17 protein-coding genes are annotated in these 20,874 nt (G+C 62.4%); 10 read left to right on the forward strand and 7 right to left on the reverse strand.

Annotation, left to right across the window (positions count from 1 at the left end):
* Positions 1–17 precede the first annotated feature (17 nt).
* The gene (locus QMG79_RS11000; RefSeq protein ID WP_283538627.1) at positions 18–1,733 is read left to right on the forward strand and encodes an ABC transporter family substrate-binding protein; all 1,716 of its coding nucleotides are present in this window, start codon (positions 18–20) and stop codon (positions 1,731–1,733) included.
* A gap of 108 nt (positions 1,734–1,841) precedes the next feature.
* Positions 1,842–2,930, forward strand: a complete 1,089-nt coding sequence (locus QMG79_RS11005) for a Gfo/Idh/MocA family protein (RefSeq protein ID WP_283538628.1) — start codon at positions 1,842–1,844, stop codon at positions 2,928–2,930.
* On the opposite strand, the gene ald is transcribed toward QMG79_RS11005, so the two are convergent.
* Positions 2,931–4,049 carry an alanine dehydrogenase gene (gene ald / locus QMG79_RS11010; RefSeq protein ID WP_283538629.1) on the reverse strand — a complete coding sequence of 373 codons (1,119 nt, stop codon included), beginning with the start codon at positions 4,047–4,049 and terminating at the stop codon, positions 2,931–2,933.
* Positions 4,050–4,280: 231 nt separating this feature from the next.
* Between ald and QMG79_RS11015 the strand changes: the two genes are divergently transcribed.
* The gene (locus QMG79_RS11015) at positions 4,281–5,501 is read left to right on the forward strand and encodes a PucR family transcriptional regulator (RefSeq protein ID WP_283538630.1); all 1,221 of its coding nucleotides are present in this window, start codon (positions 4,281–4,283) and stop codon (positions 5,499–5,501) included.
* Positions 5,502–5,590: 89 nt separating this feature from the next.
* On the opposite strand, the gene QMG79_RS11020 is transcribed toward QMG79_RS11015, so the two are convergent.
* Positions 5,591–6,001 (reverse strand): helix-turn-helix domain-containing protein, encoded by a 411-nt coding sequence (locus QMG79_RS11020; protein ID WP_283538631.1) that lies wholly within the window; start codon positions 5,999–6,001, stop codon positions 5,591–5,593.
* Between the two features lie 48 nt (positions 6,002–6,049).
* On the opposite strand from QMG79_RS11020, the gene QMG79_RS11025 reads away from it, so the two are divergent.
* Positions 6,050–6,841, forward strand: a complete 792-nt coding sequence (locus QMG79_RS11025) for an alpha/beta fold hydrolase (protein WP_283538632.1) — start codon at positions 6,050–6,052, stop codon at positions 6,839–6,841.
* Positions 6,842–6,890: 49 nt separating this feature from the next.
* Here the strand turns inward: QMG79_RS11025 and ptsP are convergent, their stop codons facing one another.
* Entirely contained in the window at positions 6,891–8,576 is a 1,686-nt protein-coding gene (ptsP, locus tag QMG79_RS11030) for a phosphoenolpyruvate--protein phosphotransferase (protein ID WP_283538633.1), read from the reverse strand.
* 152 nt (positions 8,577–8,728) lie between these two features.
* On the opposite strand from ptsP, the gene QMG79_RS11035 reads away from it, so the two are divergent.
* The 6 genes from QMG79_RS11035 (at position 8,729) to QMG79_RS11060 (ending at position 15,283) form a co-directional block, all read left to right on the forward strand.
* Positions 8,729–9,457 carry a TetR/AcrR family transcriptional regulator gene (locus QMG79_RS11035; protein WP_283538634.1) on the forward strand — a complete coding sequence of 243 codons (729 nt, stop codon included), beginning with the start codon at positions 8,729–8,731 and terminating at the stop codon, positions 9,455–9,457.
* 114 nt (positions 9,458–9,571) lie between these two features.
* Positions 9,572–11,575 carry a PTS mannitol transporter subunit IICBA gene (locus QMG79_RS11040; RefSeq protein ID WP_283538635.1) on the forward strand — a complete coding sequence of 668 codons (2,004 nt, stop codon included), beginning with the start codon at positions 9,572–9,574 and terminating at the stop codon, positions 11,573–11,575.
* Entirely contained in the window at positions 11,575–12,723 is a 1,149-nt protein-coding gene (locus QMG79_RS11045) for a mannitol-1-phosphate 5-dehydrogenase (RefSeq protein WP_283538636.1), read from the forward strand. The genes QMG79_RS11040 and QMG79_RS11045 overlap by 1 nt, the downstream gene beginning before the upstream one ends.
* Positions 12,724–12,928: 205 nt before the next feature.
* Positions 12,929–13,438 (forward strand): GNAT family N-acetyltransferase, encoded by a 510-nt coding sequence (locus tag QMG79_RS11050; protein ID WP_283538637.1) that lies wholly within the window; start codon positions 12,929–12,931, stop codon positions 13,436–13,438.
* 45 nt (positions 13,439–13,483) lie between these two features.
* Positions 13,484–13,927 carry a MarR family winged helix-turn-helix transcriptional regulator gene (locus tag QMG79_RS11055; RefSeq protein WP_283538638.1) on the forward strand — a complete coding sequence of 148 codons (444 nt, stop codon included), beginning with the start codon at positions 13,484–13,486 and terminating at the stop codon, positions 13,925–13,927.
* A 114-nt stretch (positions 13,928–14,041) separates the two neighbouring features.
* Positions 14,042–15,283 carry an MFS transporter gene (locus QMG79_RS11060; RefSeq protein ID WP_283538639.1) on the forward strand — a complete coding sequence of 414 codons (1,242 nt, stop codon included), beginning with the start codon at positions 14,042–14,044 and terminating at the stop codon, positions 15,281–15,283.
* A gap of 4 nt (positions 15,284–15,287) precedes the next feature.
* On the opposite strand, the gene QMG79_RS11065 is transcribed toward QMG79_RS11060, so the two are convergent.
* The 4 genes from QMG79_RS11065 to QMG79_RS11080 all read right to left on the reverse strand — a co-directional run bounded on the left by QMG79_RS11065 (position 15,288) and on the right by QMG79_RS11080 (position 20,850).
* Complete coding sequence (locus QMG79_RS11065) at positions 15,288–16,853, reverse strand: DUF6297 family protein (protein WP_283538640.1); 1,566 nt, start codon at positions 16,851–16,853, stop codon at positions 15,288–15,290.
* Positions 16,840–17,517: an ABC transporter ATP-binding protein gene (locus tag QMG79_RS11070; protein ID WP_283538714.1), complete on the reverse strand. Its 678-nt coding sequence runs from the start codon at positions 17,515–17,517 to the stop codon at positions 16,840–16,842. Before QMG79_RS11070 ends, QMG79_RS11065 begins: the two co-directional genes overlap by 14 nt.
* Before the next feature lie 121 nt (positions 17,518–17,638).
* A complete protein-coding gene (locus tag QMG79_RS11075; RefSeq protein ID WP_283538641.1) occupies positions 17,639–19,093 on the reverse strand; it encodes a sugar porter family MFS transporter in 1,455 nt (484 codons plus the stop codon).
* A gap of 173 nt (positions 19,094–19,266) precedes the next feature.
* Positions 19,267–20,850, reverse strand: coding sequence for an MDR family MFS transporter (locus QMG79_RS11080; protein ID WP_283538715.1), 1,584 nt, complete (start codon positions 20,848–20,850; stop codon positions 19,267–19,269).
* Positions 20,851–20,874 lie beyond the last annotated feature (24 nt).

Genomic DNA, 20,874 nt, shown 5'->3' on the forward strand with positions numbered 1-20,874 from the left:
CCAATGAAGGGAACACCATGAAGAACCTGACCAAGATCGGCGGGGTAGCGACTGTAGCCGCAGCCCTGGCCCTCACCGGCTGCGGTGGCGGCTCGTCCACGGGCCCGGAGACCGCACAGGGCGGTGGCACCGGAACCGACGTCTCAAGCCTGACCAGCGTCAACGAAAAGCCCGCAGCGGACCTGGAGCAGGGTGGCAAGGTCACCTTGCCCCTGGGCAACATCGGGCCGGACTTCAACGGCTTCTCCAACAACGGCAACAACGCCGACAACACCGCGCTGATGGCACCCATTAACCCGGTTGCCCAGAACGGCGGCGGTCAGGGCGGCTGCTGGGAGACGGACTTTGAAGGCAAGGTCACACCCAACCCGGATTTCTGCGAGTCGGTGGAGAGCGAAGTGGTGGACGGGAAACAGACAGTCACCATCAAGATCAATGACAAAGCCGTCTACAACGACGGCTCGCCCATTGACGTCAAGGCGTTCCAAAACACCTGGAACATCCTGAAGTCGACAGATGGCGAGTATGACGTTGTCTCCTCGGGCAACTACCCGTTGGTGGAGTCCGTTGAACCCGGGGCAAATGACAAGGAAGTTATCGTCAAGACGAGCTCACCTGTCTACCCGCTCGATTCCCTGTTTTACGGCCTGATCAACCCAAACGTCAACACTCCGGAAATCTTCAACAACGGCTTCTCCGGTGAGATGCACCCTGAGTGGATGGCTGGCCCGTTCAAGGTTGACCAGTACGATACCGCGGCACAGACCGTCACCATGGTCCCCAACGACAAATGGTGGGGTGACAAGCCGGTCCTGGAGTCCATTGTGTTCCGCCAGATGGAGTCCAGTGCAGCCATCGCTGCCTTCAAGAACGGTGAGATCGATGCCGTTTCCGCTAACACCCTGCCGCTCTACAAGCAGCTTGAAGGCACCGCAAACTCGGAGATCCGCCGAGGCCAGCGTCTCTTCGCCGGTGGCATGAACATCAATGCCCAGCGCATCTCTGACGTAGCTGTCCGCGAGGCCATCTTTACGGCCGTAGACCGCCCCGCCATCCGTAACGTCCGTTACAACGGCCTGAACTGGGAGGAGCCCAGCTCAGGCTCCATGATGCTGCTGCCGTTCTCGGAGTACTACCAGGACAACTACCCCGTCACCGAGACCGGCGCTGACGCTGCCAAGAAGGTCCTGACCGACGCTGGCTACACGGCAAACTCCGCTGGCATCATGGAAAAGGATGGCGCGCCCATCAGCTTCCAGGTTGCAAACTTTGGTGATGACCCCACGTCCCTGGCAACAACGCAGACCTTGGTGGACCAGCTCAAGCAGGCCGGCATGGACGTTGGAATTGCCCAGTTCGGTTCCGCTGAATTTGGCAAGGTCATCGGTGGGCGTGAATTCGACCTCAGCCTCTCCGGCTACACGGTCGGTTCCGACGCCACGGAGGCCGTCAAGCAGTTCTATGACTCCAAGACCAACACCAATGAGCTCGGTGACGCCGAGCTCGACAAGAAGATCCTTGACCTTGCTTCTATCGAGGACAATGCAGAGCGCAACAAGGCTGCCATGGACGTTGAAAAGGAGCACATGGCCAAGTACTTCTCCATGGGCGTCGTCTTCAACGGCCCGCAGATCTCGTTTGTCCGCACGGGCCTTGCAAACTACGGCCCTTCGCTGTTCCAGAGCCTGTCCCAGGTTCCTGACTGGACCACCATTGGCTGGGAAAAGAAGTAACTCCCTCCTGGTTCTGAACTAGCAGTAATCACCGAGGACCGGTACCTCCTGGATATCCAGGAGCTACCGGTCCTCGGTGTTTAACCGACCGCGCGTTACCGTGGACCCATGAGTACCACAGCAAAAATGGACATGCCCATCAGGACCGCACTAGCGGGCTTTGGTTTGTCTGGAAGCGTCTTCCATGCACCGCTGCTGGGTGCGGATCCTGAGTTTTCGCTGGAGATGATCAGCACCTCGGACCGGGAACGCATCGGCAACGCCGAGCAGCGGTACCCGGGCGCCGTCGTCGTCCCATCTCCTTCGGAGCTCCTGGACAGCGCTGAGCAGCTGGATCTGCTGGTGATTGCTACTCCACCCGCCACCCACTACGGCCTGGCCCTGGCGGCGCTGAAGGCTGGCCTTGACGTGGTGGTGGACAAGCCGTTTGCAGTCTCCAGCGCGCAGGGCAGGGAGGTTGCTGAACTGGCAGGACAGCTGGGGAGGACGCTTACTGTGTTTCACAACCGGCGCTGGGATGGCGACTTCATCACGGCCAAGTCCCTGGTTACGGGAGGTCTCCTGGGGGACGTCTCCCGGTTCGAGTCCCGTTTTGAGCGGTGGCAACCGACGGTGACCAAACCGTGGAAGGCGGTAGCAACTGCGGCCGACGGCGGCGGCGCGCTTTTTGATCTTGGTACGCACCTTATAGACCAGGCCCTGGAGCTCTTTGGCCCCGCCGTGGTGACACACGCTGAGCTGTCCGCCCACCGTCCTGGCGGCAGTGCCGACGATGACGCGTTTGTGGTCCTGCAACACCACTCGGGCGTGATCAGCCACCTGAGCATGAACCTGCTGTGCGCCCAGGTCTCTGCGCGGATGCGTGTCCTGGGATCAGCAGCGGCCTATACAAAGCAGGGCCTCGATCCGCAGGAGCCTTTCCTTGCTGCGGGTGGCAGCCCGCGTGATCCTGACTACGGTGTCGAGGACAAAGAGTGGGCCGGCCTGCTGGGCCGCGACGGGCACCTGGACGCTGTCACCACCGAACGCGGCCAGTACCCGGTGTTCTACCGAATGCTGGCAGCGGTGCTCCGCAGCGGCGGTGCCAGATCAGGAAAGCCGCTCCCCGTAGAACCCGGACACGCCATCCGGGTCCTTGAGATCATCGAACAGGCCAGGGACATAGCCCTTGGGGAGCGGCCGACTGATCGGGGGTGATCAGGCAGAAACGAGTTTGTGCCAATCGCTGACCAGGGGAAGTCCGTGGGCCGTGGAGACTGAATGGTGGGTAACCTGCCCGGCGGCAATGTTCAGGCCAGCAGCAAGCGCGGGATCGCGGTCGAAAGCTGCTGCAACACCCAGGTTGGCCAGGGCCGCGGCGTACCGCAAAGTCACGTTTGTGAGGGCGTAGGTGGAGGTGTTGGGGACCGCTCCGGGCATGTTGGCCACACAGTAGAAAATGCTGTTGTGCACCTTGTAGGTGGGGTCCTGGTGCGTGGTCGCGTGGGTGTCCTCAAAGCAGCCACCCTGGTCCACGGCGATGTCCACCAAAACCGACCCGGGCTTCATCCGGCTGACCAGTTCGTTTGTGACAAGCTTGGGGGCCTTGGCGCCGGGGATCAGCACCGACCCGATGACAAGGTCGGCGTCGATAACCGAGCGCTCAACCTCGTAGGTATTGGATGCCACGGTCCGCAGGCGGCCCTGGTAGAGCGCATCAAGTTCACGCAGCCTGTTGATGTTGATGTCCAGGATTGTCACCTCGGCCCCCAGGCCCATGGCCATGGCAGCGGCATTTGTGCCCGCCACGCCAGCTCCCAGCACCACAACCTTGGCGGGCCGGACGCCCGGAACGCCGCCCAGCAGGACGCCCTTGCCGCCTGCCGGCGCCATCAGGGACGTTGCGCCCACCTGGACTGACAGGCGGCCAGCAACTTCGGACATGGGCGCCAGGAGCGGCAGGGAACGGCCGTCCTGCACAGTCTCGTAAGCTATGGCTGTGACTCCGGAGTCCAGCAATGCGTGGGTCAGTTCGGGTTCCGCGGCCAGGTGGAGATACGTGAAAAGGATGAGTCCCTGCCTAAAATGCCGGTACTCGGATGCAATGGGCTCCTTGACTTTCAGGACCATATCCGCACGGCCCCACACCTCGTCGGCGGCTTCGACGATCTCAGCGCCAGCCACCGCGTATTCCTCATCGGTGATGCTCGAACCCGTGCCAGCGCCAGCCTCGATCAGGACTGTGTGCCCGGCGGTCCGGAACTCATGCACGCCTGCCGCGGTGATGGCCACCCGGAATTCGTTGTTCTTGATTTCTTTGGGGACACCGATGATCATTGGGGGCTCCGATGCTGGTGGCCCTCTGGGGCCGGTGTGGTCAGGACTTGTATTTACAGAATATGACTGGTTGTGAGCTGGCTGACAGGTCAGCTGGTGTGTAGCACCAACAGTTTCCCGGAAAATCAGGCTTTTTCTGTGGGTGGACTCGACAAATGTTCAGGTCTCGGGCGGCAAGTGTCTTCTGCTGTTGGTTCGGTTTTTTCGATGAAGCCGAAGTACTGTTGCACCATGCTGCAGCAAGACGTGGAACGGCTCGTGGAGCAGGTAGCCCTTCGCCTTGGCTGGGGGCTTTCCCTGGAGGACCTGGATGGCTTGCTCCTGGCATACAGCTCCAATCAGTCACATGCGGACAGGGTCCGGGTGAACTTCCTCTTGAGCAAGCGTGTGGCTGCCGATGTCAGCGCGTGGCAGCTGTCCCATGGAATCGCGACGGCGGTCCGGCCGGTTGCGATCCCTGCAAACCCTGAGCTTGGCATGCTGGGGCGGGTGTGTGTCCCGCTGACGGTACGTGGTTTTCGGGTCGGCTACCTCTGGGTGCAGCAGGAGCAGGGCGAGGAAAGTCCCGCGGCGATCCTGCGTGCGCTGCACAGCGAGCAGGGAGATATTGCGGCGCTGGCAGCCATGTTGCTTGAATCGAATACTGTGGAGTCCGGTTTCCGACGGAGCCGTGAACGGGAATTCCTGGCTGCCTGCATGGGGGACGCCAACGCCATCTCCGCAGTTGCCGGTTGGCGCGAAGTCCAGGGCAAGGGTCCCTGGCACGTGGTGACAGTTCTGCAGGCAGATGGCCTGGCTGGTGGTGAGGACCCTGCTGCAGCACGGCTAATCCATAGTTCCGCAGCCCTGCAGGCCACGGTGGGCGTGGATGCTGCCCTCTTCAGTGGCGGCACGGAGACCCACTCGGTGGTGCTGTTCCGCGCATCGCCTGGCCGCGCCGTCCACGCGCAGGTCCTGGTGCACTACCAGCTCGAGTTGGCCAAGCGGTCCGGCAGGCCTGTCCACAGGATCATTTTGGGACTCAGCGAAGGCTTTGAACGGCCTCGGGAGCTTGCCGAGGCATACGCGGAATCCAAGGTCGCGGCACAGGCGGCAGCGGTGGACAGCCAGCTTGGTGAACTTGTCGACTGCCGTTCCACAGGTGTGTACCAGGTCCTGGCCTCCGCCGGGGGTGGAGCTGGGGCCTGGGCAGAGGCCAGTTCAACGTATTATCGGCTGCTCCTGGACCACGATCGCGCCGGAGAACTGTTGCCTGTCCTCGAACTGCTCTACGACAACGACGGCGCGGTCCAGGACGTCGCAACGGCCCTTCACCTGCACCGGAGCAGCATCTACAACCGGCTTGCCAGGGTCCGGAAGATCATTGGTGTGGACCCGCTCAAGGGCGCTGCGCGGCTGGAGCTCCACTCCGCCATGAAAGCCCGGCGCTGGGCCGGCCGGCCGCGAATCTAGGGCCGCGGAGCCGTGGCCCCTTGATTTCCGCGGCTGCAGGCCTGGCGGAGACGTTCACGGGTGCCGCGAGGCGCGTTATCGGGACCGTCTCAGGTGAGTGGCTCGTGGCCGGAGAGAGAATCAGGTTTCTTCTCCCTGGCCTTCTGCTCATCCAGCCAGGCCATGATGGCCGTAAGCCGGATCCGGCGGTGGGTTCCGCGATACTCCACCGGGATCTCACCCCGGTCCGTCATGTTGCGCAGGTACGTATGGGAGATTCCTGCCAGCTCCGCTGCCCGCGAGGTGGTCAACATATCCTCGACACTGCTCACTGTCACCGACTCTCCGGCCCCCAGGCGGCGCAGGAGGTCCACGACGGCGTCGCGCGCCGGCTCCGGCAGGCGGTGAACCGTGCCGTCAACAAACACTGTGATGTCGGAGCTGCCCTCAAGCGTTCGGTGCAGCTGTGTCGCATCGTCGGCAGGCAGTGCGGGTGATGTCCGGGGTGCAATGAGGGCCATGCGATCAGACTACCGGCGGACGCGCATTGCTGGCGTTATGCTCAGGAAATGACATTGACTGGCGGCCGGGACGTTGAATCCGGCGGGGTGCGCGGAAAGTTGTATTCGACTGTCTCGGCTGCGCAGGACGGCTCGCGCACGGCGTACGTGCTGCTGCACGGCATTGGCGTGTCGCATCGCTACCTCGAAAGGCTGCATCGCGAGCTTGCCGTGGGGGCGGACGTCTACACCTTCGACCTTCCAGGCTTCGGTGGGACGCCCCGGCCGCGGAGAGCTTTCGAGATCTCTGACTTCGCCCGCTTTGTTGCCGGTGTTCTCCGGAACGTGGGCGTGGAATCCTTTGTTGTGGTGGGTCATTCCATGGGCACCCAGTGTGCTGTTGAGGTTGCCAGGCTGATTCCCGGCCAGGTGAGGGGTGTGGTCCTGATGGGGCCTGTTGTGGAGTCCAGCCGTCGAAGCGTCGCGCTCCAGGCGGCTGAGTTAACCAGGGACGCCATGTTCAGTGAGTCGGCGTCGGCAAACAGGATTGTTTTTGTCGACTACCTTCGGGCCGGCCCCCGCTGGTACTTCACGGAGCTCCCCGTGATGATGGATTATGCGCTGGAGAATAGGCTGGCCGACGTCGTCGCGCCGGTGCTCACGCTGCATGGTGAGCAAGACCCGGTGGCGCGCCGCACATGGTGTGTTCGTCTTGCGCGGGGTGCACGGCAGGGCATGTCACGCGAGATCGCTGGCCACGGACATGTGTTCCAGCACACCGCAGCCGGGGAAACCGCTGCCGCTATCACGCAGTGGGCAGGTTCTCTTGGGGCCACCAGCGGGTCTTCGCCAGGCGCCTGACCGCCCCCACGGTGGGAGGGGCCAGGCGCAATGGCTGGTGCTGGTCCGCCTAGAGTCCCAGCTCTTCGAGGACAGGCAGCTTCTCGCGGACGCGGCTGCGGGCCTGCGAGGCGTTCGGTGCGGCCAAGGCAAGTTTTGCCAGTTCCTGAGCCTCGGCAAGGGTCACAGTCTTCAGCACGGCGGCCACGGCAGCGAGGGACCGTGCTGTCATGGACAGTGTGGTGACGCCCAGGCCGGTCAGGACAACAGCCAGGGCAGGATCCGCTGCCGCTTCGCCACAGACGCCCACCGGTTTGGTGTTGCCTTCGGCACGGGAACCCTCCACTGTGAGACCCACCAAACGCAGTACTGCCGGCTGCCAGGGTGTATTCAGGTTGGCGAGCGGGCCAAGCTGTCGGTCCGCGGCCATGGCGTACTGCGTCAGGTCATTCGTGCCGAGACTGGCGAAGTTGACCTCGCGAAGGATGGCCTCCGCGGTCAGGGCGGCAGAGGGAACCTCCACCATGACGCCCGGGTTGGTGATCCCGGCCTCCGTGCACATGCCAGCAAAGTGTGCTGCTTCTTCGGCGGTTGAGATCATGGGGGCCATTACCCAGACATCGGCGTCAGAGTCCTTCTCGGCCTGGGCAATTGCCTGGAGCTGGCGGTCCAGCACCCCCGGAGTGGTGAAGTCCGTGCGGTAGCCGCGCACGCCCAGTGCCGGATTTGGTTCCGTGGCATCCGTCAGGAAGGGCAGGGGCTTGTCCGCGCCTGCGTCGAGGGTTCGGAGTACTACCTTCTTGCCGGGGAACGCGTCGAACACGCTCTTGTAGGCGGCAGCCTGCTCTTCAACAGTGGGCTCGGTGTCACGCTCCAGGAAGCAGAATTCGGTGCGGAACAAACCAACGCCTTCCGCGCCGAGCTCTGCGGCGGCGGCGGCGTCCTTGCCGCCGCCGACATTGGCCAGCAGTGGAACCTCATGGCCGTCCGCGGTGACGCCCCTGCCGTCAAAAACAGCCAGCAGGGAGGCGTTGGATGCCCAGGCCTGCGCTGCGCTGCGCTGGTCAGTGTCCGGTTCCAGGCTGATGGTTCCGGCGGCGCCATCGACATATACCTCTGAACCATCCGCTATACCCTCAACGCCGGCCGCGGCCACCACGGCGGGCAGGCCAAGGGAACGGGCGATGATTGCAGTGTGCGACTGTGGACCGCCGCCGGAGGTGATCAGGGCAAGAACTTTTGCCGGATCAAGGGTAGCGGTGTCGGCCGGGGCAAGATCCTCGGCCACGAGGATGAAGGGAACGTCCGACGCCGGGATCCCCGGCGCTGCGACGCCCCTCAGCTCTGCGACGATACGGGCGCGCACGTCCAGAACGTCAGTGGCGCGATCCGCCATGTAGCCGCCCAGGTTGTGCAGCATCTCCGAGACGGACGCTCCCGCCTCCCAAATGGCGCGCTGGGCTGAGGTTCCACGCCCGATCAGCTTGGCCGCGTTCTTCAGGAGCATGGTGTCCTTGGCCATCAGGGCGGTGGCCTCCAGGACAGCTTTGCCATCCCCCGTAGCTGTGGCTGCACGCGCTTTGAGCTCATCATGGACGGACGTTGCCGCCGCTTTCAGCTCAGCTGTGGCATCCTCCGCGGACACGTCTGCTTTGCGCTGTTCTCCGGCGGCTGGCTCGCTGATCGGTTTCGGCATCTGCCGGACGGTCCCGATGATACGGCCCGGGCTGACGCCAACTCCTGGGAAGTTCTGCACTGAAGGTCCTCATTCTGCCGATAGCCAGGCTGCCCTGATTCCGGGGGTGCCGGGGGCGACGGACATCGGAGTCCAGCGCCAGGAAAACAGCCTGAAAAGATTGTATGTGATGCAGTTCATATAGCAACGCTATAGATGCTAGGGTAGCGGCTATGAGTTTAGATGGCCAGCGACCGCCAAAGGCACGTTTGTTGCGCGCGGCGGCCGAATTGTTGGCCAAATCAGCGGGAGAAGCAGTCTCCACGCGCCAGATCACGCAGCTGGCCGGGGTGAGTGCGCCCACGCTTTACCATCACTTTGGTGACAAGGAGGGGCTCTTTGAGGCGGTCATCTCCGCCGGCTTCGAAGAGTACGTGGCAGGCGAGCGCGATTTTGCCCCGTCCGGCCAACCGCTGGAAGACATTCGGCGGATGTGGGATAACCATGTGCAGTTCGGACTTACCCAGCCCTCGCTGTACCTGGTGATGTTTGGCAATATCCGTCCGGAGAGCCGCCCCGCCATCATTGCTGATGCCGAGGCGCTCATGGAAGAGGCCTTGAACAAGGCTGCAGTGGCAGGGCATATCAACGTTCCGCCGCGAGAAGCTGCCAGGAGCATCCTGGCCGCCACTGTTGGGGTGACCCTCATGCTTATCTCCGAGCGCGCGCCGGAGCGAAACCTTGAACTGTCCTCCATGACCCGTGATGCCATGATATTCGCGGTGTCCACGGACCAGGCCCGGGGTAGTGAACCTGAGAACTCCGGGAAATCATCAGTGGTGGTGGCGGCGATCGCGCTCAACGCCGCACTGCAGGCATCCACTGCGGATCAGTTGTCCAGCTCCGAACTCAAGCTCTTCCTTGAATGGTTGCACCGTATTTCCACCAGTTCCACCACCTGAAACACCAGAAGATTCCTCGTACACCAAGAGGCCGCCGGCACGTGGCGGTTTCCATCAGAACATCACTATCGGACCTTCCTGCGGAGCAGCAGGAATCACTGTTAGGAAAGCACAATGGCAACAGAGACCGTTGCGAAACCCCGCACCAGCGTGCGGGTGGGCGTTCAGAAGTTTGGAACGTTCCTGTCCGGAATGATCATGCCCAACATCGGTGCTTTCATCGCGTGGGGCATCATCACTGCACTCTTTATTGAAAAGGGGTATTTCCCCACACCAGCGCTTGGTGGCTTTGGAACCGATGCTGACGGTGTTCCCTACACGGGCCTCGTTGGCCCCATGATCACCTACCTCCTTCCCCTCTTGATCGCCTATACAGGCGGAAAGATGGTGCACGGCGTCCGCGGCGGCGTCGTGGGTGCCATTGGCACCATGGGTGTGATTGTGGGTGCAGGCATCCCAATGTTTATTGGCGCCATGATCATGGGGCCGCTGGGTGGCTGGTCCATGAAGAAGCTCGACAGCCTCTGGGACGGCAAGATCCGCCCCGGCTTCGAAATGCTGGTGAACAACTTCTCTGCCGGTATCTGGGGCGCGCTCCTGGCCATGCTTGGCTTCTTCGGAATTTCTCCCCTGGTTGCCAGCTTCACCGAGGCTGCCGGTAAAGGTGTGGAGTTCCTGGTCAACAACGGCCTGCTCCCACTGACAAGCATCTTCATTGAACCTGCCAAGGTGCTCTTCCTCAACAACGCCATCAACCACGGTGTGCTGACCCCGCTCGGTGTCCAGCAGGCACAGGTGGACGGCAAGTCCATCCTGTTCCTCCTCGAAGCCAACCCTGGCCCCGGCCTGGGGATCCTGTTGGCCTTTGCGCTCTTTGGCCGCGGTGCAGCCAAAGCCTCGGCTCCCGGCGCAGCAATCATCCACTTCTTCGGCGGAATCCACGAGATCTACTTCCCGTACGTCCTGATGAAGCCGGCCCTGATCGTCGCAGCCATCGCAGGCGGAATGACAGGTATTGCCACACTGTCCATCACCGGGGCCGGGTTCCGCGCTCCAGTAGCTCCCGGATCCATCATTGCCGTGTATGCCCAGGCCGCCAGCGACAGCTACGTCGGCGTGACGCTTTCGGTCCTGCTTGCCACCGCAGTCTCCTTCCTGGTCGCTGCAGTGATTCTCCGGGCTTCCAAAAACAAGGGTGACGCCGATGGCGACCTCAGCGCCGCCACGTCAAAGATGGAAGACATGAAGGGCAAGAAGAGCTCGGTATCCAGCCATCTGACGGGTGGTTCGGGCAACGTCGCAGTCCTGGCGGGTCCGGTGCGCAACGTTGTTTTTGCCTGCGATGCCGGGATGGGTTCCAGTGCCATGGGCGCGTCAGTGCTCCGGAACAAGATCAAGGCGGCCGGCTTCCCGGACGTCAAGGTCACCAATTCCGCCATTGCCAACCTCAGCGACACCTATGACATTGTGGTGACCCACCAGGATCTGACCGAACGCGCCAAGCCGGCAACGTCCAGTGCAGAGCACTTCTCGGTGGACAATTTCATGAACAGCCCCAAATACGACGAAATCGTGGAACTGGTGCGCAGTAGCCACCAGGACAGCGGCGCGGCCGATGCCGCTCCTGCGGCAGCTGCAGCGACCCCAACGCCTGCCCGTACGGATGAGGTAGCCGCCACCCCGGCGTCGGACATCCTTGTCAGCGAGAGCGTCATCCTGACCGGAACCGCCACCACCCGGGACGAGGCTATCGACGAAGCCGGCCGGCTGCTCTTGGCCCGCGGTGCCGTGGACCAGGGCTATGTTGACGCCATGCACGAGCGTGAGGAATCAGTGTCCACCTACATGGGCAGCTTCCTGGCGATCCCGCACGGTACCAACGCTGCAAAGGACCACATCATCAAGTCAGCTGTTTCAGTGATCCGCTACCCCAACGGCATTGACTGGAACGGCAAAGAGGTCAAGTTTGTGGTGGGCGTTGCGGGCGTGAACAATGAGCACCTGCACATCCTGTCCTCCATTGCCAAGGTCTTCACCAGCAAAGACCAGGTTGCCCGGCTGGAGTCAGCGGGTTCCGTGGAGGAAATCCTGGATCTCTTCGGAAAGGTCAATGCATAGTGAAAGCAGTACATTTCGGTGCCGGAAACATCGGTCGTGGTTTCGTGGGGCTGCTGCTCCACGATGCCGGGTACCAGGTGGTCTTCGCGGACGTTGCGGAAGCTTTGATCGATCAGCTCTCCGCGGCCTCGAGCTACCAGGTGCACGCTGTGGGGGAGAATCCCACAGTGCACTCCGTGGACAATTTTCGGGCACTGAACTCGGGCAGCCAGGAAGACGAGCTGATCGCGGAGATCGCCACCGCTGACGTGGTCACCACCGCCGTTGGCCCGCACATCCTGAAGTTCGTGGCGCCGGTCATCGCCAGGGGATTGGCTGCCCGGTCTGCTGATCTGGCGCCGCTGCACGTGATGGCATGCGAGAACGCCATCAACGCCACGGACATCCTGGCTGCGGAAGTCGCGGACAGGCCGGAAGCTGCCAATGGCGCACTGGATGGCCGGGCCGTCTTCGCGAACACTGCCGTGGATCGAATTGTGCCAAACCAGGCGCCGGGCCAGGGCCTGGACGTCACGGTGGAGACGTTCTACGAGTGGGTCATCGATAAAACGCCTTTCGGGGCCGACGTTCCGGTGATCCCTGGTGCAACGTTTGTGGGTGACCTTTCGCCCTACATCGAGCGGAAACTGTTCACTGTCAACACGGGTCACGCCTCCGCAGCCTACTTCGGGTTCCAGGCCGGAATCGAGAAAATCTCGGATGCCATGGCGGATGCCGACGTGGCAGAGGACGTCCGGGCGGTCCTTGAGGAGACCAAGCAGTTGCTGGTCTCCAAGCACGGGTTCACCGCGGATGAGCAGGAAGCGTATGTGCAGAAGATCCTGGTCCGGTTCTCCAACCCGTATCTGCCTGACACCGTTAACAGGGTGGGCCGCGCACCGCTGCGCAAGCTGAGTCGCAATGAGCGCTTTGTTGGCCCAGCGGCCCAGCTGGCTGAACAGGGGATTGTGCCAGAAGCTCTGCTCGGTGCCATGGCCGCTGCGCTGCGTTTCAACGATCCCGAGGATGCCGAGGCCACCGAGATGGCGCAGATCCTTGGGTCGTCCAGTCCGGTAGATGCCACCACGCAGATCACGGGCCTGGAGCCAGGGCACCCGCTTTTCGCAGCCGTGGTGGCGCTGGTGGAGGACCAGCAGTCTCCACGCTGACACCTCCATTTCCGTAACGCCAGGAGCCGGCACTCACTGTGAGTGCCGGCTCCTGGTTTTTGGGACCGCCTGGGCACTTGCGCGCTGGGTCTCCTCACCTTTCGGGTGGTGCTGCGGCGTGTTGCCGACTGTGGGCGGTGTGTCCCGGCGTCGGGCGCTCAAAGGTGGGGATTTTCAGGGTCCGACGGCGGGTAACGTATGGGTCATGAGTGAGGCTTCCAGGGAATTGCTACGTACTGACGTCGACGGCGGCACGTTTGTGCTCCGCAATGCCGTCAGTGCTGATCTCCCGGACATTCTCCGGCTACTGATGGCTGATTCGGTGGGTGTCACGCGGGAAAATCTGGTCCAGATGGATCCGTACCGTGAAGCGTTCACTGCGATCGACACCGACCCCGCCCACCAGTTGGTGGTGGGCGATTTTCTGGGGATCGACGGCGTCATGCCCACGGTGGCAACGTTCCAGCTCAGTGTCATTCCCGGACTTTCACGGCATGGCTCGTGGCGCTCGCAGATCGAGGCTGTCCGGGTGTCAGCGGATCTTCGGGGAAAGGGGCTGGGCACACTGATGATCCAGTGGGCCATTGATGAGTCGCGGCGTCGAGGCTGTTCCATGGTGCAGCTGACCACTGACAAGTCGCGCACCGATGCGCAGCGGTTCTACGGACAGCTAGGGTTTGCCGGCAGCCACGTGGGCATGAAGCTGATTCTCTAGGGACATCTTGACTATTAGGCACCCTAACTATTAGGCTACCTAAGTATGGACACCTTGCGCAGCACAGACCCAGCGTTGCTCAGCCTGGCACAGGACTTCCGCGAGAGTCTCCGACTCAGCGTCTACCTTGCCCGCCGGTTGGACTCCGAGGGTGAACTCAGCGCCGTGCAGGTGAGCACCTTGAAGATGCTTTTCGACGGCGGTGTCCGAGTGGGCGAAATTGCCCGCAACCTGGGAGTCCGGGTTCCCAGCGCCACCGAGCAGATCATCAAACTGGAGAAAGCCGGGCTCGTTGGCCGCGAGCAGGACCCGGATGATTCCCGTGCCGTACAGGTGGCTATAACCGAGGCCGGCCGAACGGCTGTCGAGGAGGCCAACCGGAAGCGTAATGCTGCCGTGGCGAGCATCCTCGAAAACCTCGATGACGGCGAACGGGCGGCCCTCGTAGCGGCGCTGCCCGTCATTGCCAAGATCAACTCTGCCGGTTGACGCGCAGCTCGGACATCCCAGCCGGTCCGCATTCTGGCATTGGCCCACGCACTATCCACACGTTACTCATCAAGGCTGCCTATATGACGGCTGGTCAACAACAGGAGATACCCCATGAAGGGCTCGCTCGCAGGAGCACAGGCGGCGCAAGAGGCGCCTGACGCAGAAGAGACACTCCAGGCGGAAAAGGCATCGCTGCTCAAGCAGCCAAAAGCCGTCTGGGCCACAGCTATTGCAGCCGTTTTTGCTTTTATGGGGATCGGGCTGGTCGATCCGATCCTCCCAGCCATTGCCAAGAACCTTGACGCCAGCCCCAGCCAGGTCTCGTTGCTTTTCACCAGCTACTTCCTGGTGACAGCGGTGGCCATGCTGATCACAGGGTGGGTATCCTCCCGGATTGGCGGCAAGAAGACGCTGCTGATCGGCCTCGCCATCATTGTGGTGTTCGCCTCGCTGAGCGGCACCGCCACCAGCGTTAATGAACTTGTGGGATTCCGGGCCGGCTGGGGCCTTGGCAACGCCCTCTTTGTCGCGACCGCCCTTGCCGTGATTGTGGGCGTGGCCAGCGGTGGCGCGGGCACAGCCATTATCCTTTACGAGGCGGCGCTGGGCCTGGGCATTTCGCTCGGCCCCCTGCTCGGCGCGCTCCTGGGCGGCTGGCAGTGGCGGGCACCATTCTTTGGAACCGGGGTGCTGATGGCAATCGCATTCATTGCCCTGCTCACACTGCTGCCAGCGACCCCCAAACCAGAAGCCAGGATTCGCCTCCGCGACCCGTTGCTGGCTCTTGGGCACAAGGGGCTTCGGACCACTGCTGCCAGCGGCCTTTTCTACAACTATGGCTTCTTCACCATTCTCGCTTTCACGCCCTTCATCCTAGGAATGGATGCCTACGGAATCGGTGGCGTGTTCTTTGGCTGGGGCGTGGCAGTCGCCATCTTCAGCGTGTTTGTTGCCCCCGTTCTTCAGAACCGGTTTGGTGCTGTCAAGGTTCTCACCGGAACCCTCGCGCTGCTTCTGCTTGACCTGGTGGGAATAGGCCTTGCTGCAGGGCATTCAGTCCCCACGGTGGTGGTGCTGGTGATCGCGGCGGGCGCCCTGTTGGGCGTCAATAACACCGTCTACACGGAACTGGCCATGGGCGTCTCCGATTCACCGCGTCCCGTAGCCTCCGCTGGGTACAACTTTGTCCGCTGGATGGGTGGCGCGTTGGCCCCATTCCTCGCGGCCCAGCTGGCTGAATACTTTGGCCCCCAGGTTCCCTTCTTCGCTGGGGCCCTGGCCATGGGCATTGCCATCCTGGTAGCCCTCAGCGGACGCAGGTACCTCACAGCCCACGAACCGCACATCGTCTGAGGCCCTAGCGTTGGCCCGCTGCCGTGGGACGTGAGTACAGCACCACAAGAATCACGACGCCGGTCACCACCGCCTGCATCAGCAGGATTAAGGTGGTGGCCTGTCCTATGTAGAGGGCCAACAGCAGCGGAAGCATGGCAGCTATGGTGACATCCAGCCCCCGCAGCAGGGCGGACAGCTGGGTTCGGGGGACTGGCCCGAAGGGCGTGTCCACCGGTGGCACTGTCCAGTCCGCTGCAGGCCGGGATGCCCCACGGACGGTTCCGGCGCCCATTCCCACCCCGGCCAACGCGCCAACAAGGATCAGGGGAAGGCCACCGCGTCCCAGCAGCACAACAGCCCCGCTCAGCACTGTCATCCACAGGCCCAGTGCGACGGCGGGCATCAGCATCCGACTGGCGCGAACCTGGGCGGGGGATAACGGCAGCATCGCGTCCAGCTCGGGAAGCAGGGCGGTACGCCTGGCCACCGTTCCCATTCCGCTGGCCACGACACAGCCAGCAATCACCACAAAGGCAAGCTGGACGGGCACGGAAAGGCCGACGTCGGCCAGCATCAATGCCAGGCAGGCAACCAGCCACAGTGCGGGAACTGTAAGAGGGGGCTGGAGACGCAGGAATGCGGCGACATCAGCCTTGACCAGCCCCAGGTGGGGACTGCGCGCCGGCATGGCGTAGAGAGCAGCCGCACGGTTGGCTGCCATGGGCCTCGGCTCACCTGCCAGTGACCGCATCAGCTCGTTGGTGTCCAGGAAGAAGACCGAGGCGCCAGCATGCCCAGACACGGCGCCGCCGCGAATTAGCTCGCTACCCCTGACCTGGCCTGCCCGTCGGAAGACAACAACCACCATGCCGACTGCGGCCAGCAGGGCCAGCGCGAAAGCCCATGGGTCGGGTGCGAATCCCGGCAGGAGCGCCAGGGGTACCAGCACCAGTGCACTCAGGGCGCGTAGTGACCGAGGGTTCCGCACGCTGAGCTGAAGCATGGCGGCAATTCCCAGGACTCCCACGCTGGCAGCTCCAAAGGTTCCGGCCGCCAAGGCGTGTCCAGTGGCGCTCAGATTCAGGGCCGTCACAAGGCTGAAAGCGAAATAGCCAAGCACGGATCCCACCCCCACCCAGATCATCCGGCGCAGGAACGTGGGCCGCACCATGGGTGTCCGGTCAAGGGGCAAGGGAAGCCACCAGGTGCCCTGGGCGCCTGTAACGGCGATGGGTCCGAGGCGCCGCGACACCGTCAGGATTCCCGTCAGCGCAGCGTAGGTCAGGAGGGCCCAGAGCACACTGGAGGGTAGCTGGAACGAGTTTCCGGGGAGCAGCCCGCCCTGTGTCGGGTCCTGGCCAGCCACCTCGTCGCGCATTGCCAGGACAAAGGACACGGCAATCGCCGCCAAACATCCGAAGGCCAGGACAGAAGTGTAGATGTCCGCAAAAACCTCACCGAATGAGGTCCGTGCACGGTTATAGGATCGGGAGTTGCGGCGGGTGAAGGCCACAATATCGCGGGACAGGGTGGAGCCGGTGCCAGCACGCACCGCCCCGTGACGGACTCCGTTGTCAGATTCCCGCAATGTACGCTGCCCCCTGGTCTGCCGTTACCAGCTCCACCTCATCCTTGATCAGCAGGCAGGATGTGGCGGTGCGTACCAGCAGACTTGGGTCATGGGTGACCAGAACGGCTGCGCCGCCGGCTGCGGCATGGGCTGTAATCCGTTCGGCAAGGGAGTCCCGCATGACTGGGTCTAGGCGCTGTTCGGGCTCATCGAGGATCAACAGGGATGCCGGTCTAATGAAACCGGCGGCCAGCAGAAGCCTGCGGCGCTGTCCTGAGGAGAGCGCATCCGGCACGGCAGCCGCTCGGTCGGTGAGTCCAAAGAAATCCAGTTCAGCCCTGACGCTTTCCTCCGGATACTCCAGCGAGTGGCCACGAGCCACCAGCAGCAGGTGTTCGGCGACGCTCAGCGACGGGAAGAAGAGATCGTCGTCGAACACGGCTGCCACCTGGCGGCGGAAATGCACGGCATCCCGGTCAACGGCAATCCCGCTAATGCGTGCCTCGCCGCCCAGGGCAGGTTGGCGTCCCGCGATCGTCTGGACGACAGTGGATTTCCCGGCGCCGTTGACCCCCACGACCCCCAGGATCTCGCCCGCCTGCACAGACACGGAAACTGCTCCGCACACAGGCGCGCCACCATAGCCCACCAGCAGTTGATCGGCCTCGAGTAACGCACCCATTTCAGTCATGCACCAAACCTAGCGGCTGCGCCCGACGGTGGCTGTCACACAGCGGCGCTTAAACTGACGGACACCCTGGGAGTGCCGGGGTGTCCGTCGATGATGCCAAGTGGAGCAGGGATCAGTTCTTGCTGGCGTCAGCTTTCTTGGATCCCTTGGGTACAAACAGCGTTTCGGCCTGCTCCAGAGACATGCCGTTGGTCTCCGGGACCTTGAACATGACAAAGAAGAACGACGCCGCCGCGAAGGCCGCATACATGGCGTAGGTCAGCGGCAGGGATGCCGCCGCCATGACGGGGAAGCTGAGGGTAATGGCGAAGTTTGCGATCCACTGAGCCGCCGCCGCGATGCCCAGGGCTCGGGCACGGATCCTGGAGGGAAAGATCTCGCCCAGCAGGACCCAGACCAGTGGTCCCCAGGATGCGCCGAAGCTGATAACAAAAACATTTGCCGCAACCAGGGCGATGGGACCCCAGGCACCGGGAAGGGAGATGTCCTCGCCGGATCCTACGGCGGAGGAGAACGCGAGGGCCATGGTCCCGAGGGAAACTGCCATGCCGATCGAGCCTGTGAGCAGGATGGGGCGGCGACCAATACGGTCCACTAGGGCAATAGCCACCAGTGTCACCAAAATGTTCGTGATGGACGTAGCCACGGAAATGGTGAGCGAATCCTCCTCCTGGAAACCAACTGCCTTCCAGAGCGTGGTGGAGTAGTAGAAGATCACATTGATGCCAACAAACTGCTGGAGGACGGAAAGGATGATGCCAATCCAGACCACCGGCAGTAATCCAAACCTGTGGCCACGCAGGGACCCCTTCTGGCCAGCCACCCTGTCTTCTTCGATACCGCGCTGGATGTCGCGGATGCTGCGATCCGTGTCCTCGGCAGGGGCGATCATGTTGAAGACCTTGCGTGCTTCCTCTTCCCTGCCCTTGACCACAAGGAACCGCGGGGACTCTGGAAGGGTGAAGGCGATCCAGCCATAGACGATCGCGGGGACGGCGCCTGCCAGGAACATCCAGCGCCAGGCCTCAATGCCCAACCAGAACGGCTGGTCAGCGCCGCTGGCGCCATTGGCAATGACGGCGTCGGACAACAGGGCGGCAAAGATACCTGTGGTGATGGCGAGCTGTTGTAGCGACGCAAGGCGGCCACGCACCTGTCGCGGGGAAATCTCGGAGATATAGGCGGGTGCAATGACGGACGCCAGGCCAATGCCGAGTCCACCGACCAGGCGCCAGAAGACCAGGTCCCACACCCCGAAGGCGAATCCGGTACCCACTGCGCTGATGAGGAAAAGGGATGCGCCGATCTTCATGGCCGGAATGCGGCCATATTTGTCAGCAATGCGGCCCGCGAAGTATGCACCGGCGGCGCAGCCCAGCAGGGCAACCGCCACGGCAAAGCCGGTGAGGGCCTCGGAGAGGGCAAATTCTCCCTGGATGGCATCAACGGCGCCGTTGACTACCGAAGAGTCAAAACCGAACAGAAAACCACCTACGGCGCCCGCAAGCGCAAGCCAGATCACCCGCCTGGGGATCTTGGCTGTATCTTGCTCTTTGGCGCTGGCCATTGCATTTCCTTAAACCTCGACTGACTCCGCGTCCGGCGAAGCCTTATCAGTCTTACACCGTGAGCGCCGCCACTCCAGTCATTTCCAGCAAAAATGAGAGCAAGCAGACAGTATGCTTCTGATTTTCCGCCGTGTGGGACCCCGTTCGGGAGCCCACCCGGCGTCAGTGCCGATCAGTGCGCCGGAACGGGCTCCGGAGCGTCTGTCAGCTTCTTGTTGGGCAGGGCAAAGGTGATCAGGAACGCGATGCCCGTCAAAATGGCTGCAGTGAGCATGACCATGTCGATCGAGTCGGCGAAGCCCTGGATGATGGGCCTGGTGAGGGTTTCGTTTGCCGTGTGCAGCCAGCTGGTGTCATTCAGGGAATCGTTGGACGCCCCATTCTGGAAGAACTCGTACAGTTTGGCGTTGGCTGGATCCGCGGCAACGGCGGGATCCTTGAGTACTGCCTGGAAATCAGCAGAACCCATTGCAGATCTCATGCCATCGCCAATCTTGTCTGCGGCGAGGCTGAACAGCAGCGAGATGAACACTGCCGTGCCCACCGCGCCGCCCATGGAGCGGAAGAATGCTGCGGTGGAGGTACCCACTCCCATGTCCTTGGGAGGAACGGAGACCTGCATGGCGAGGGTCAGGGGCTGCATGCAGAAACCAAGGCCCATGCCTACGAACACGGCGATCAGGCCAGGAACCCACAGTGGAGTATCGACACCCAGCGTCAGGCTCATGGTGATGGCAGAAACCGTTAGCAGGGCGGTGCCAAGGATGGGGAAGATCCGGTAGGTGCCCGATGCGGAAATGGTTCTGCCAGCGGTGATGGATCCGGTGAGGATACCCACGGTGAAGGTAATCATCATCAGGCCAGCCTCCGTAGGGGTAAGGCCCTTGACCAGCTGCAGGTACATGGGGAGCATCGCGATCACAGCGAACATTCCAATGCCGATCAGGAAGTTCAGCAGTGAGGACAGGCCAAAAGTGAGGTTCTGGAAGAGCCGCAGGGGAATCAGCGCGTAGTCTCCAGCCTTCTTTTCTGCCGTGACAAACACCACGATGCCCAGGACTCCGAGTCCGTAGCAGAGGAAAGAATTAAAGGAGGTCCAGCCCCAGCTGCGGCCCTGTTCCGCAACCAGCAGGAGCGGCACAATGGCCAGGGTGATTGCTGCTGCGCCAATGTAGTCGATTTTCTGCTTGACGTGCTTGGCCGGCAGGTGGAGGTACAGGAAGACCACTGCCAGGGCTGCCAGGCCGATGGGGAGGTTGATGAAGAATACCCAGCGCCAGCCATCAAAACCCAGGATAGTGCTGGACCCGGCAAATGCCCCGCCCACCACGGGGCCCAGGACTGAGGAGACACCAAACACGGACATGAAATAGCCCTGGTATTTTGCCCGGTCCTTCAGCGGAACAATGTCTCCGATGATGGTCAGCGCGAGGGCCAGCAGGCCACCGGCGCCCATGCCCTGGATGCCACGTGCAATTGCCAACTCCGGCATCGAGTTCACGGAACCGGCGTAGAGCGAGCCGATCAGGAAGATAACAATGGCTGCCAGGTACAGGGGACGGCGGCCAAAAATATCGCTGAGTTTTCCATACAGCGGGGTGCTCACTGTCGAGGTGATGAGGTAGGCGGTGGTAGCCCATGCCTGCAGTGACAGACCGCCTAGGTCATTGGCGATCGTGTAGATCGATGTGGACACAATCGTCTGGTCCAGCGAGGAAAGGAACATGCCCAGCATGAGTCCCACCAGCACTGTCATGAGTTGCCGGTGCGTGAGGGTTGC

The sequence above is a fragment of the Pseudarthrobacter sp. PS3-L1 genome (assembly GCF_030063285.1).
GTDB lineage: Bacteria > Actinomycetota > Actinomycetes > Actinomycetales > Micrococcaceae > Arthrobacter.